We start from the raw sequence: 13,395 nt of genomic DNA, 5'->3' as shown, positions 1-13,395 counted from the left end.
TCAGCCGGCCACGCTTCGCATGGAGTGCCACGCGGAGGCAGCACGCAAATTCCGCCAGTTTTCGATACCGCCTGTGCGCCGTCGCCCTCAACAATGCCTTCAACGATGCTCAGCCGCCTGTGCAGCCGTGCCGACCAGGCAGGGCCAGCGCGGACGACTGATGCCTAGCCCACGCCATGAATCGGTACGCGTGGAACTTCAGCAGCATTGAACGACGGAGATGCACACGGCGTGCACGGATAACCATGATCAATATCGAGACAGCGACCTATTACACCGCGACCAAGAAATACCACCTCGACTTCCCCAGCCTGGAGAAGGACATCGACGTTGACGTCGTCGTGATTGGCGGTGGATTCAGCGGCATCAATACCGCACTGGAACTGGCCGAGCGCGGCATCACCAATATCGCCGTGCTGGAAGCACGCTACCTGGGCTTTGGCGGCACGGGGCGCAATGGCGGCCAGATCATGGCCGGCATCGGCCACGATCTGAGCAAGATCCAGAAGGACGTCGGCGAAGAAGGTGTGCGCGCGATCTTCGAGATCAGCGACCAAGGCGCGGACATCATCAAGGCGCGCATCGCGAAATATGGCATCGACGCCGACTTCTGCCATGGTTACGCCTATCTGGGCTTCAACGGGCGCCAGGCGAAGACCCTGCGCACCTGGGAGAAGGAGTTCAAGTCGCTCGGTTCGCCACACGAGATCCGCTACATGGAAGGCGCCGAAGTGCGCAGCATCATCGGCTCCGAGGTCTATGGCAGCGCGCTGCTGCACATGGGCGGTGGCCACGTGCATTCGCTCAATCTCTTGCTGGGCGAAGCCAAGGCGCTGGCCTCGCACGGCGTGCAGATCTTTGAGCATTCGCCGGCCGTCGAAGTGAGCTACGGCGATCGCATCACGGTGCGTACGGCCAAAGGCAGTGTCAGGGCCAACAAGATGCTGTGGGCATGCGACAGCTTTCTCAACGGCATGGAGCCCTCGCTGCACAAGACAACGATCAACACCTATGCCTTCCAGTGCATGACCGAGCCGCTGTCCGATGCGCTGATCGAACAGATCAGCCCGATTCGTGGGGCCTACAGCGACATCCGTCCCGTCATCGACTATTACCGCGTGACACGCGAGAACCGCCTGCTGTTCGGTGCCGCAACGCCGCTGATCGAGCATATCCCGCGCGATCTGAAGGCCTGGAATCGCGCCCTGATGCTCAAGGTCTTTCCCTACCTCGATCAGGTCAAGATCGACCTGGCCTGGGGTGGCCCGATGGCCTGCAGCCCGAATCTGTTCCCGCAGATCGGTTCCCTGCCGCAGCACAACAATGTGTTCTACGTACAGGGCTATTCCGGCTTCGGCGTTACGCCAAGCCACATCATCTGCAAGATTCTCGCCGAAGGCATGGCCGAAGGTTCGTCACGCTACACGCTGATCAGTTCGGTGCCCCGCGCACCGATTCCCGCCAAAGATCAGCTGCGTCCAGCCATCGTCTCGGCCGGCAAGGTCTGGCATCAACTGGCGGGCTACTGGAGCGGTCGCCGCTGAACACAATGACATTCACCCACAAGAGGACAACATGAGCTTTACACCCATCTCTCTCACCCTTGCAGTACAAGACATGCACGCCATCGGCTCGGTCGAGAACCTCGGCTCAACGGTGCTCAGCGGCGACGTACAAGCCTGGGCGCTCGGCACCTTCGGCGCACCGACCGACCCCGTCTCCGCCGGCTATTTTGCCGCCAGCCAGGGCAGCTTCCGCATGACCTATCCGTTCAACGAACAAGCCACCGTCGTGCAAGGCAGCGTCAAACTCACCGATGTCACCAGTGGCGAATCGCGCAGCTACGGCGTCGGCGACAGCTGGTTCGTCACCAAAGGTACGGAAGTCATCTGGGAAATCGACAGCCCGCTGTTCATGAAGCATTACTTCGCGGCAGTCTGAGGCATTACTCACGCTTCACGCAGGGCCGGTACGGCAGCAAGCCGACCGGCCCTCATGCTTTGCCAAAGCCGCCGGGATGCTGCGTCAGCGTGACGGAGGGCAGCTCGCCAAACAACTCACGGTACTCCGCCGAAAAACGGCCGGCGTGCCAGAAGCCCCAGTTCGCCGCAATATCACCCACACGCGCGGCTGGCTGCTTGCGCAGATCCCGACGAACCGCATTCAAGCGGATGGTCTTCAAGTACTGCGCAGGGCTGAGGCCAAGGCTCTGCTGAAAGCAATTTTGCAGCTTGCGCCGGCTCACCCCGATGCGTCGACACAGCTCGTCAATGCCGGGCGGAAAGGCGGGAGTTTCGAGCGCAACACAGCGCGCACGGCTGACCAGCTTCTGGGAGCGATCCAGCGCCAGCATCTGCACGCGCTCAGCGTCATAGAGCGTAAACAGGAGAATATCGAGCACCTTTTGCTCGACCTGCTGACGCAAACTCTGCAGATGCAGATACGGCCTTGCCTGCTGTAATTGCTCCAGCAGATGGCGCAGCCTGTCGCTGAGCAAGCGCGCCTTGCTCAGCGGCAATTCCAGAAAGCTGGTCCCGGCTAGCAGTTTCGGCAATCCATCAAAACCACGACAGTGCGCGGCCTCGACGAGAAACCCCCGCTCAATGGCGATATACACGAGCTCCAGCGCATCGGGCGTGCGCACCTCGGGCAAGGCAGCACCATCAGCAAGCAGAACGCTGGGTATCCCCAGGCGACGCCCGGAACAGGCGCCTTCGCCATCGGCCGCCAGTGGCAAGCTGAACACCACACTCCCCTCGATCGCCTGGCCTGCCTTGCCCAGACTCAAATTTGTGTGCTCATGCACGAGCTGCATATGGTCGAGCATGAACTCCAGGCAATGCGCCCTGAAGCGGCCGGCCGCCAGCTGATCGAAGCTCAACTGCCAACCGCGCAAGCCGCGTGCATGCTCCTCGGCATCTGCCGAATGCGTTTCGCGCACGACTTCATGACCGAACCGTGCGGACCAGCTCTGCTTCGGCGATGTCAGCGTTTCATTCATGTTTGCTCCTCTCGGCCATTGCAGCGCATTGCCGGCCCTGATCGTTTCTCACCGGCCATATTCAAGCGAACTCCGTACCAAGCTTGCCGGGACTTGCGCTCAGACAAGCCGCGCATCGCAATTTGTGCCGAAAGTGGATAAAGCCCTGGCCAAAAGCGGATATTTGGCGCGCGGCGGCACTCCCATACTTTCCTCACCTTGCACATCAGTGCGATCAGACGAGGAAATGAGAATGACCCAACTGCTCAATCGTGGTGCCACACGCACCGCAATATCCCTGGCTGTGCTGTGTATGGCGGCCCAAGCGCATGCAACAGAAAATGGGCCCACAACGCCCTTCGGTGTATATGACTTTGGTGCGGGATTCATGCCTCAAGCAACTGATGGCCTGGGCACAGTTGGAATACGAACGTCATACTACAGCAGCAAACGCAACAACAATGCGCAAGGAAATTCCGCACTCGACGACTTCAAGCTGACAGTTAAAACCGCAGCAATTGCTTATGTGCGCATGAGCACGACGCAATGGCTGGGCGGCAATATCGGCTTTGGCACCGTAGTGCCTTTTCTGGATATGGATGCCCGTTTCAGCGTCGCAACACCGGTTGGTAAACTGGGGTTCTCCGGTCAGGCGGCAGAGCTGGGCGATATCCAGGTTCAACCCCTGATCATCCAGTGGCACACGCCCAGCGTGCACACCAACCTCAGTCTGCAGATTCAGGCGCCGACCGGCGACTACGACAAGAACCGTCTGGTCAATCCGGGCAGCAATCACTGGACTTACGGCCCCACCATGGGCGTCACCTATATCAGCCAGGGCGGCTTCGAGCTGTCCAGCAATCTTGAGCTGGACATCAATACGCGCAACAACGCCACCAATTATCGCAGTGGCATCGAGTACAAGCAGGAGTTTGCCGCAGGTCAGCACCTTGGCGCCTACACGCTCGGGCTGGGTGGTTACTGGTACCAACAGATCAGCGATGACTCCTCGCCTGGCCTGAGTTCGGGCAATCGAGCCAGGGCACTCGCCATCGGCCCGGCCATCAGCTTCTTCGAGCCTGGCAAACCGCTGCTCTGGCTGCATGCCTACAAAGAATTCAATGTCGCCAACCGCTCCGCCGGCTACACGGTCGCCGCTCGCGTGGCGTATTCATTCTGAGGGGAACCAGCATGCATGAAGCGAAAAACTCTCCGGGCGCCGAACGCGTCGCCGGCCCCAAACAAGCGCTGGCGATTTTGCTGGGCAGCAGCCTGAGCATCATGGGTGCGGTCATGGTCGCGCCCGTTTTACCCAAAATGGCGAGCGAACTGGTGAACTCCCCCGAGACAGCCATGCTGCTGCCACTCGTCGCAACCGGACCCGCACTCGCCATTGCGCTGTTTGCGCCGCTGGCGGGCTGGTTATCGGATCGCATCGGCCGCAAAACGCTGCTGATGCTGGCCACGCTGATCTATGTGATCGCCGGCGTAGCCCCTGCACTGCTGCACTCCCTGAACGAGATTCTGGGGTCCCGTCTGATCTTCGGGCTGGCCGAGGCAGCCATCATGACCTGCTGCACGACCTTGATCGGCGATTACTGGAAGGGCGCACAGCAGCAGCGCTACATCAATCTGCAAGTCGTCGCGATCAGCCTTGTTGGCAGCCTGTTTTTCGTACTCGGCGGAGCGGCGGGCGAGCTCTCCTGGCGCGCACCTTTCTACTTGTACCTGCTACCCCTGTTGCTACTGCCACTGATGGCCATGACATTGTGGGAGCCGACACGCCAGCCCGCGCAGCACCAAGCTGATACGCAAGTCGAGATGGCCAGCGCAACTGCGCCGGGCGTCGCCGCTCCGGTGCTGAGCGCCGGACTGCTGGCCCTCATCGGCATGATCGGCAGTTTCATCGTCCCGGTACAGACACCCGGCTTGTTGGTGCATATCGGCGTGACGTCCACTACCTTGATCGGCGCATCCGCCGGGACGGGTTTGCTGGCCACACTGGCCGGCTCGATGCTGTGGCCTCTGGCCTATCGCCAGCTCGGCCGTCGTCTGACGAACAGCTTGCTGCTGATCTTGCTGGCAGTCGGCTTGCTGAGTCTGGCGACTGCACACAGCTACGCCCAAGTGCTGGTTGCAGTCAGCATTCACGGCATCGGTGGCGGACTACTGGTCCCCAATGCACTGGCCGGCTTGCTGCCCAAGCTATCGGCCCGCGCCCGAGCACGTGGCGTCGGCGTGTTTACCGCGTGCCTCTATCTTGGCCAGTTCGCCAGCCCCTTGCTGATCGGCGCGCTGGCCGGGCCTGGGCAGCAGATTCCAGCCGCCATCAACATGTTTGCCTATGTACTCATCGGCACCGCCGTGGCCTGGGCCATGCTGGCCGCCAGCCGACGCGAGCAGGCCACGCCGGCACAGGCCTGAGGCAGCAGAACCTTCACTCCAATTTCAGGACGAATCGACATGCACCCCATTCTGCAAGACATCGCCGCACTTGACGGCATCGCACGTGGCGAATTGCTGCGCCGTGGCGAGCTGAGCCCACGCGAGCTGCTGGAGGCCACCATCAGTGCAGCCACCGCGCTCAACCCCCAGCTCAACGCCATTTCCGAAACGCTCTACGACAGCGCACGTGCTGAAGTCAGCCAGACCCCGCTGATGGCCAGCCCCCTAGCCGGCCAGCCCATGTTCATCAAGGATCTGTTCATGCCGGTCGCCGGCGCGCGGATGCAAAACGGCTCGCTATTGTTCAAGGACGTTCCGGCGCCGTTTGACGCCGAGTTCGTCAGCCGCCTGCGTCGCAAGGGTTTGATCATTGCAGGCACCAGCACCGCACCGGAATTTGGCGCCCTGTTCTCGACCGAGTCACGCCTGTCCGGCGCCACCCGCAATCCCTGGGATACAACGCGTACACCGGGAGGCTCCAGCGGCGGAGCTGCCGCGCTGGTTGCCGCGCGCATCGTCCCGTTCGCGCATGCCAACGATGGTGGTGGCTCGATCCGCGTGCCCGCCTCATGTTGCGGCCTATTTGGCCTCAAACCCACGCGTGGCCGCACGCCAATAGGTCCGCTGGTCGGCGAAGGCTGGGCGGGCATGGGCATCAACCATGCCGTCAGCATCTCGGTTCGCGACAGCGCCGCCTTGCTCGACTGCGTGGCGGGCGACGACCCCGGCGCTCCTTACGCGGCGCCCTCGCAACACGACAGCTTCCTCAAGGCGTGCCAGCGTCCGTCACGTCGCTTGCGCATCGGTTTGATCGAGCACAGCGACCGCTGGGACAGCGATGCCGACTGCGTCAGCGCTGTCCGCTCGGCAGCTACTCTGTGCGAGTCGCTGGGCCATCAGGTGCAAGTGATGCGCTTCCCGGTCAGCAGTACCGAGTTCTATCAGCAGGTATTCACCATCATCGGCGCACAGACGCAAAACCTCATGAACATGATTGCCCGACACAGCGGGCAAACAGCGCCGCTGGACTTGCTGGAAGCATCCACCCGGGTGATTTTGCGCGAAAGAGGCCAGGTCAGTGGCGCCGCGTACGCAGCCGCTGTCGACTGGATTCACGCGCTTGGCCGACGCTTTGCAGCGATCTTCCAGGACGTGGACATCCTCCTAAGCCCAACGCTCGCCAAGGCGCCGGTCAAACTCGGTGAGTTGTCGGTTGGCGACGACGCCAGCCTGGACGACTTCATCGAGAAAAGTCACAGCTTCTCGCCGATCACCGCGCTGTTCAATGCCACCGGCCAGCCCGCCATGTCGGTCCCGCTGCACTGGAATGCAGCCGGCTTGCCAATCGGTGTGCATTTCGCTGCGCCTTTCGGTGACGAGGCGAGCCTGTTCTCGCTGGCAAGCGAACTTGAACTGGCCAGCCCGTGGGCGCACAAACAGCCCACGCTATCGGCCTGCAAGGCGCAGCGCGAGACAGCCTGATGCGTGCTGGACATCCTTACCGCCCGTCGTGGCGCAATTCCTGCTTCTTCCCTGGCGTGAGCGCTGTGTTTGCAGCGCAACTCCGTACTGGAAAATGGAAGATGCGCCACGACCTGAACAAGACACCTGCGCCGGCACTGCACTACAGCGCAGCGTCCAGAATCAAGGATGTCGCTGACCAGTCGCGCCTGATTCGCGACTGGTCGCTGCGTTACGACCAGCTCTCGCGCGGCAGCTTCGAAGGGCATCTGCGTGAAGCCTGGGTCGAGGGTGTCCAGCTTTTCAAGGAAGAACTCTCGCAGGCGGTGTTCCAGAGTGGCCATGCACGGCCTGACAGCATTTGCTTTGGCGTATTCGAGCATTTGTCCGGTGAGGCGCGCTGGCAAGGGGAGCAGATCGGCCTCGATCACGTGATGTGCATGTACCGTGGCAGCGAGCTGCAAGTAAGCACACCGCAGTCGAGCACCTTGCTGTCGATCAGCATTCCCTTGCTGCTGCTCGATGAAGAACTCGTGGAGCCGCCGCTGAGCACGCGCCATGCGCCCGACCAGGCGCAGTTTCTGCGCCAGCGCATCGGCAGTGCCATCGCCGTACTGGCCGAGCATCCTTTGCAGCTGGCCAAACAGGAAGCGCGCAAGCAATTTCTCAGCGATCTTTCCGGTCTGGTGATCCACTGCATCGCAGGCGAGAAGGCAAGCCGCAAACTCAGCCGCGACAAGGCGCGCCAGGTGGTCGGCAAGGCGCAGAAATTCGTCTTCGAGAATGCCGGCGAGCCGATCACCGTAACGGATCTCTGCGCCCAAACACACACCTCGCGCAGAACCTTGCAGGAGTGCTTCGAACAAGTCGTCGGCGAAAGCCCCGGCGCCTTTCTCAAGATCGTACGGCTCAATGCGGTGCGACGCGATCTGCAGCGCTGCAACACGCAGCAAAGCATTGCCGACATCGCCAGCAACTGGGGCTTCTGGCATCTGTCGCAGTTTGCGGCCGACTATCGACGTCTGTTCAATGAACTGCCATCGATGACGGCGCAAATCGCGGGCAGGCAGGCGCATAGCAGGGCAATGTTCGCCAGTTCTTGATATCGATCAGGGCGGCACGCTCTGCATACTCAACTCACATCCCAACCGGAGTGAGTCATGAGTTCAAACAATCAGCTTAAGAAAAACAGCCTGGGGCTGTGGTCACTCGTTTTCTTTGTCGTCGCGGCCGCCTCGCCGCTGACCGGCATCGTCGGCGCGCTGCCCATCGCCTTCCTCGCTGGCAATGGCGTCGGCATGCCCGGCATCTACGTGATGGCCGGCTTGATCCTGGCGCTGTTTGCCGTCGGCTTCGTCACCATGAGTCGCCACGTCGTCAATGCGGGCGCCTTCTATTCCTATATATCATCGAGTCTAGGTCCCAAATTCGGCCTCGCCGGCCTGAAGATCGCGCTGCTCGCCTACACGGCGATCCAGATTTCAGTCGCGGCGATGTTCGGCTTCATGACCAGCATGTTCCTCAGCGATCACTTTGGCCTCGCGATGCCATGGTGGATCTGTTCCGTGCTGATGCTGGGCGTGGTCCTCGCGCTCGGCGTCGCCAAGGTCGAGCTCGGCGGAAAGCTGCTGGGCCTCCTGATGCTGGCCGAAGTTGGCATTGTCATCCTCACAGCACTCAGCATCGTCGTGCACGGCGGCGCGACGGGGACGCTGGAATTCAGCTCATTCACGCCGCAAGCCAGCTTCAGCGGCGCTATCGGCATCGGCCTGATCTTTGCGATCAGCTGCTTTGTCGGCTTCGAAGCAACTGCCATCTATTCGGAGGAATGCCGCGATCCGGAGAAGGCCGTGCCACGCGCCACCTTGCTGGCAGTGGCGCTGATCACCCTGTTCTTCACCTTCGTGTCCTGGGCCTTCGTGCAGGCAACAGGCCCTGCTGCGCTGCTGGAGATCGTAGGCAAAGACCCCGGCCGCTTCATCTTCGTGATGACCGAACAGTATGTCGGGCAATGGGCGGTCGAGATGATGTCGGTGTTGCTGATCACCAGCCTGTTTGCAGCTACGCAGGCTTTTCACAACACGATCTCGCGCTATCTCTTCTCGATCAGTCGTGACGGCTTTCTGTGGCAGGGTCTGGCGCGCACGCACAAGGAATTCGGCACGCCCTGGATGGCCAGTCTGGTGCAAAGCCTGGTGATGATTGCGCTGATGCTCGGCTGCGGTCTGGCTGCGCTCGATCCGATGCAGCACGTCTTCGCCTGGTGCTCGGCGATCTGCACGCTGTCCATCCTGTTGCTGCAGGCAGCGGTATCGGTCGCCGTGATCCTGTTCTTCCGCCAGCATCCGCAGATCAAGGCATCGTTCTGGAGCAGCCAGCTGGCGCCAGCGCTGGCGGCCATCGGCCTCAGCGTGGCTCTGATCAAGGTGATCGAGAACCTCAACGTACTCAGCGGCAGCGATTCGCACGCCATCTTCAGCCTGCCCTACCTGGTCTTTGGCACTGCCGCACTGGGCTACGGCTTGGCCTGGCTGATCAGTCAGGTCTTTCCAGCGCGCTACGCGCGCCTGCAAAAGCTGGTCGAGTCGGTCGCCTGACGCGGCCCTCCAGCCACACACCCACAGTCGCACTCTGTCTGCACCGGCCTCGCGGCCCGTGCAGCGGGGGACGGCTGCGCCTTGCAACGCCTTCATTTCTACAGCAATACCCACAAGGAGCCCCACCATGCAACACAACAAGATTCTGATCGCCGCGCTGCTTGCGCTCTGTCACAGCGCCCACGGCGAAGAAGCCGCTACGCCGCCCGCCCTGACGATGACCGCCACCTACGCCTCGGACTACATTTTCCGTGGCATGACGCAGACATGGGGATCACCGGCCGCGCAAGCGAGCATTGATTACGCTCACGCTTCCGGCGCCTTCGCCAGCCTGTGGGCGTCGAACATCAGCCCCAAGCAATACGCTGGCGGCCATACCGAAATCGATCTGTCGGGCGGCTATCGCGGCGCGATCACCGATGACATCGGCTATGTCCTGGGTGCGATCCATGTTTTCTATCCCGGCGCCAACTATAACAAGGTCACCTATGCGCAATTCGACAGCCAGAAATACGACTTCACCGAAGCCAATGCCGCGCTGAGCTACAAATGGCTCAGCGCCAAACTCAGCTACAGCCTGACTGACCTGCTTGGCTTCAATACCAAAACGGGCTACACCGGCAAGAGCAAGGGCTCGACCTACTTCGAAGTCAATGCCGACATTCCGCTGCCGCAAGACTTCACAGCCGGGCTGCACTTCGGCCACCAGCACGTCAAAGCCAAGCTCAGCACGCCAACGGCGGGTGGCACCACCGACCCGGACTTCTCCGATGTGCGCCTCAGCCTGGGCAAGCGCTTTGCCAATGACTGGGCAGCCAACATCGCCTGGACCCGCAATCTGGCAAGTTCTTTCTTCAACCAGACGCCTTCCAACTACAAGCTCAGCGACACCTATGACGTCGGCAAATCGCGCGTCTCCCTGACACTGAGCAAAACCTTCTGAACCCGCGCAAGGGGCGGGGGATCAGGCAACATCCCCCGCACTGCACGGCGCCATCAATACATTTCATGTCAAGCCAACGCCATTGCCCTGAACGGCAACGAAGCCTAAACTTCGTATCGCCCACGGATTCGTTGCGGACGTAAGGCGGAGGGTGAAAGCATTCCGTACCGTGGTGATTTCCCGATGTGCAGGCTCAAGTACGCTACTCCCACACGCCCCTTCTCGCCTGTGAGCGCAGCGCCGAAACTAATCCTTGCCTTCCAGCGAGATTCAGGCACACTGCGCGCCAGTGGCAATGATTACCAGTCCCCTCGCCACTGTCTGAAGTCTCTCGATTCCATCGCCGGTACGCCGCAAGATTGAATTGGCCCCCATCGCGGGACAAGCCGGTCCACCAGGACCGGGGCGGAGACCCAACATAAACTGCTTCGTCCTCCTCGACTGGTGTCACCTCGAAGTGACGGGTCGACGCAGTCATCTCCCCATTGGAGTGCCATGTCTTTTGCTTCCCTCGGGCTCAGTGAGCCCATCGTCCGCGCCGTTAGCGAGCGCGGTTACACCATTCCTACGCCGATCCAGGCACAGGCCATTCCCGCCGTGCTCTCGGGTGGCGACCTGCTGGCCGGCGCACAGACCGGCACCGGCAAGACCGCCGGCTTCACCCTGCCGATCCTGCAACGCCTGTCCACCACCAGCGCCAGCCGCCCCGGTGCGATCCGCGCCCTGGTGCTGACGCCGACGCGCGAACTCGCCGCACAAGTCGAAGAGAGCGTGCGCGAATACGGCAAGTACCTCGACCTGAAGTCCATCGTGATCTTCGGTGGCGTCAGCATCAATCCGCAGATCAGCGCGCTGCGCCGTGGCGTGGACATCCTCGTTGCCACGCCGGGCCGCCTGCTCGACCACGTACAGCAGAAGACCGTGGATCTGTCGCAAGTTGAAATCCTGATCCTCGATGAAGCCGACCGCATGCTCGACATGGGCTTCATCCGCGACATCAAGAAGGTGCTCGCCCTGCTGCCCAAGAAGCGCCAGAACCTGCTCTTCTCGGCCACCTTCTCGGACGAGATCAAGACGCTCGCCGACGGCCTCCTCAACAAGCCCTCGATGATCGAAGTGGCACGCCGCAACACCACCACCGAGCTGGTCGAACAGAAGGTCATGCTGGTCGAGCAGAAGGCCAAGCGCCACGTACTCGCCCACCTGATCAAGGAACAGCAGTGGTTCCAGGTGCTGGTGTTCACACGCACCAAGCACGGCGCCAACCGCCTCGCCGAACAATTGACCAAGGGCGGCATTCCGTCGCTGGCCATTCACGGCAACAAGAGCCAGAACGCCCGTACCCGCGCGCTGGCCGAGTTCAAATCGGGCGACCTGCAAGTGCTGGTGGCGACCGACATCGCCGCACGCGGTCTGGACATCTCGGAACTGCCGCACGTGGTGAACTTCGAGCTGCCGAACGTGCCGGAAGACTATGTGCACCGCATCGGCCGCACCGGCCGTGCCGGCTCCAGCGGCGAGGCTTTGTCGCTGGTGGATCGCGAAGAATCGAAATACCTCTCCGACATCGAAAAACTGATCAAGCGCCAGCTGCCGCGCATCGCCGTGCCGGTGTTCGACATGCCGGTGGTCGCCGATGACAGCGATGCCCGCCCGCCGCGCGCACCGCAAGGTCGTGGTCGCCAGGGCCAGGGTCGTGGCGAAGGCCGTAGCGCCCAGCCGCGCAGCGCACCGCGTGCCGCTGAAGGACAACGGGGGGCGTCGCGCTCCGCTGAGGCACGCGCCGCACAACCGCGTCGCGCCGATGGCAATGCACCGCAGGCAGCTCGTCGCGAAGGCGCCGCCGATGGCAATCGTGCTCCGCGCAGCGCCAATGCCGGTGCTGCACGCAAGCCGGGCGAAGGCCAGCGCAGCAAGCCGCGCAGCGATGCGCCGGCGCCGGCGCCGCGTCGCAATGCCGATGGCACACTTGTGCGCCAGAACGATTCGCGCCGCACTGATCGCAGCGCAGCCCCGGCCGCCGACGCACGCAAGCGTGAAGGCGACAAGGGCGGCTTGAGCGGCAACGGTGGCAACCCGCTGCGCGAAGTCTTCGCCCGCGGCCTCAACGCGCTGCGCAAGCTGGCCTGATCACAGCGCTGCACGTGCGCCCAAAGCCCCGCTCAGCCCCGTGCTGAGCGGCAATGCAGTTCAGTTAAGACCTATTCAGTTTTTGGGCGACGGATTTTCAACGCAAAGGACGCGAAGAAAGACAGAAGGTCCGCAAAGGAAACCAAAAAATCGTTTTCCTTTGTGGACCTTTGCTTTTCCTTTGCGCCCTTTGCGCCCTTTGCGTCCTTTGCGTCCTTTGCGTCCAAACCCAGCGCATCAAACATGCGCATAGCCTAACTGAACGGTATTGCGCGCTGAGCGGGGCTTTTTGATGCCTGCGCCCGGCGCAGATTTGACAGCACGCCACCGCTGCCACACCATGGCGGCCCTTCTACAAAGACCTGCACCAATGCCCCGCCAAAGCCCTGCCGCCCGCCTCGATCTGAACGTCCAGTACGCCCTCGCCGACAAAACCGGCCTGCCCTCGCGCAGCCAGCTGCGGCAATGGATCCGCGCCGTCGGCAATGGCCCGGGCAATATCACGGTGCGCTTTGTCGATGAAGAAGAAGGCCGCACGCTCAACAACAGCTGGCGCGCCAAAGATTACGCCACCAATGTGCTGTCCTTTCCGTACGAAACCCTGCCGGTGCTCAGCGGCGATCTGGTGCTGTGCTGGGCCGTGGTGGTGCGCGAAGCAGCCGAACAGGGCAAGAGCGTCGAGGCGCATTGCGCCCATCTGATCGTGCACGGCATCCTGCATCTGTGCGGTCACGACCATGAAGATGCGGAGCAAGCCGCCGAAATGGAAGGCATCGAACAAGATGTAATGGCAAAACTCGGTTATCCTGATCCTTACCAGTGAGGTGTCAGGAATGCGG

General features: G+C 61.8%; 11 protein-coding genes. 10 read left to right on the top strand and 1 reads right to left on the bottom strand.

The window, feature by feature from the left end; translation table 11 throughout:
- The first annotated feature begins 245 nt into the window (after window positions 1-245).
- Window positions 246-1,544, top strand: coding sequence for an NAD(P)/FAD-dependent oxidoreductase (locus ABDB84_RS07705; protein ID WP_345919129.1), 1,299 nt, complete (start codon window positions 246-248; stop codon window positions 1,542-1,544).
- A gap of 31 nt (window positions 1,545-1,575) precedes the next feature.
- Complete coding sequence (locus tag ABDB84_RS07700; RefSeq protein ID WP_345919128.1) at window positions 1,576-1,941, top strand: cupin domain-containing protein; 366 nt, start codon at window positions 1,576-1,578, stop codon at window positions 1,939-1,941.
- Between the two features lie 52 nt (window positions 1,942-1,993).
- Here the strand turns inward: ABDB84_RS07700 and ABDB84_RS07695 are convergent, their stop codons facing one another.
- A complete protein-coding gene (locus ABDB84_RS07695; RefSeq protein WP_345919127.1) occupies window positions 1,994-3,001 on the bottom strand; it encodes a helix-turn-helix domain-containing protein in 1,008 nt (335 codons plus the stop codon).
- Window positions 3,002-3,233: 232 nt separating this feature from the next.
- On the opposite strand from ABDB84_RS07695, the gene ABDB84_RS07690 reads away from it, so the two are divergent.
- The 8 genes from ABDB84_RS07690 to ybeY all read left to right on the top strand — a co-directional run bounded on the left by ABDB84_RS07690 (window position 3,234) and on the right by ybeY (window position 13,379).
- On the top strand, window positions 3,234-4,160 hold the full coding sequence (locus ABDB84_RS07690; protein ID WP_345919126.1) for a SphA family protein: 927 nt from the start codon (window positions 3,234-3,236) through the stop codon (window positions 4,158-4,160).
- An 11-nt stretch (window positions 4,161-4,171) separates the two neighbouring features.
- Entirely contained in the window at window positions 4,172-5,404 is a 1,233-nt protein-coding gene (locus tag ABDB84_RS07685) for an MFS transporter (protein ID WP_345919125.1), read from the top strand.
- A gap of 39 nt (window positions 5,405-5,443) precedes the next feature.
- Window positions 5,444-6,907 (top strand): amidase, encoded by a 1,464-nt coding sequence (locus ABDB84_RS07680; protein ID WP_345919124.1) that lies wholly within the window; start codon window positions 5,444-5,446, stop codon window positions 6,905-6,907.
- Between the two features lie 101 nt (window positions 6,908-7,008).
- Window positions 7,009-7,989, top strand: coding sequence for a helix-turn-helix domain-containing protein (locus ABDB84_RS07675; protein ID WP_345919123.1), 981 nt, complete (start codon window positions 7,009-7,011; stop codon window positions 7,987-7,989).
- Window positions 7,990-8,046: 57 nt separating this feature from the next.
- Window positions 8,047-9,483, top strand: coding sequence for an APC family permease (locus ABDB84_RS07670; RefSeq protein WP_345919122.1), 1,437 nt, complete (start codon window positions 8,047-8,049; stop codon window positions 9,481-9,483).
- Window positions 9,484-9,610: 127 nt separating this feature from the next.
- The gene (locus tag ABDB84_RS07665; protein WP_345919121.1) at window positions 9,611-10,426 is read left to right on the top strand and encodes a TorF family putative porin; all 816 of its coding nucleotides are present in this window, start codon (window positions 9,611-9,613) and stop codon (window positions 10,424-10,426) included.
- Window positions 10,427-10,921: 495 nt separating this feature from the next.
- Window positions 10,922-12,556 carry a DEAD/DEAH box helicase gene (locus ABDB84_RS07660; RefSeq protein WP_345919120.1) on the top strand — a complete coding sequence of 545 codons (1,635 nt, stop codon included), beginning with the start codon at window positions 10,922-10,924 and terminating at the stop codon, window positions 12,554-12,556.
- Between the two features lie 370 nt (window positions 12,557-12,926).
- Window positions 12,927-13,379, top strand: a complete 453-nt coding sequence (gene ybeY, locus ABDB84_RS07655; RefSeq protein WP_345919119.1) for an rRNA maturation RNase YbeY — start codon at window positions 12,927-12,929, stop codon at window positions 13,377-13,379.
- Window positions 13,380-13,395 lie beyond the last annotated feature (16 nt).

This window comes from Uliginosibacterium sediminicola (assembly GCF_039631295.1).
Taxonomy (GTDB): Bacteria; Pseudomonadota; Gammaproteobacteria; order Burkholderiales; family Rhodocyclaceae; genus Viridibacterium; species Viridibacterium sediminicola.
Note: the sequence above shows the minus strand (reverse complement) of the source record. Positions and strands in the feature narration are given on the sequence as shown.

What these genes read in the sequence shown, in the direction of transcription:
- ABDB84_RS07665 (WP_345919121.1), top strand. Translation starts at nt 9,611, where the DNA reads ATGCAACACAACAAGATTCTGATCGCCGCGCTGCTTGCGCTCTGTCAC.
- ABDB84_RS07690 (WP_345919126.1), top strand. Translation starts at nt 3,234, where the DNA reads ATGACCCAACTGCTCAATCGTGGTGCCACACGCACCGCAATATCCCTG.
- ABDB84_RS07675 (WP_345919123.1), top strand. Translation starts at nt 7,009, where the DNA reads ATGCGCCACGACCTGAACAAGACACCTGCGCCGGCACTGCACTACAGC.
- ABDB84_RS07695 (WP_345919127.1), bottom strand. Translation starts at nt 3,001, where the DNA reads ATGAATGAAACGCTGACATCGCCGAAGCAGAGCTGGTCCGCACGGTTC.
- ybeY (WP_345919119.1), top strand. Translation starts at nt 12,927, where the DNA reads ATGCCCCGCCAAAGCCCTGCCGCCCGCCTCGATCTGAACGTCCAGTAC.
- ABDB84_RS07660 (WP_345919120.1), top strand. Translation starts at nt 10,922, where the DNA reads ATGTCTTTTGCTTCCCTCGGGCTCAGTGAGCCCATCGTCCGCGCCGTT.
- ABDB84_RS07680 (WP_345919124.1), top strand. Translation starts at nt 5,444, where the DNA reads ATGCACCCCATTCTGCAAGACATCGCCGCACTTGACGGCATCGCACGT.
- ABDB84_RS07700 (WP_345919128.1), top strand. Translation starts at nt 1,576, where the DNA reads ATGAGCTTTACACCCATCTCTCTCACCCTTGCAGTACAAGACATGCAC.
- ABDB84_RS07705 (WP_345919129.1), top strand. Translation starts at nt 246, where the DNA reads ATGATCAATATCGAGACAGCGACCTATTACACCGCGACCAAGAAATAC.
- ABDB84_RS07670 (WP_345919122.1), top strand. Translation starts at nt 8,047, where the DNA reads ATGAGTTCAAACAATCAGCTTAAGAAAAACAGCCTGGGGCTGTGGTCA.
- ABDB84_RS07685 (WP_345919125.1), top strand. Translation starts at nt 4,172, where the DNA reads ATGCATGAAGCGAAAAACTCTCCGGGCGCCGAACGCGTCGCCGGCCCC.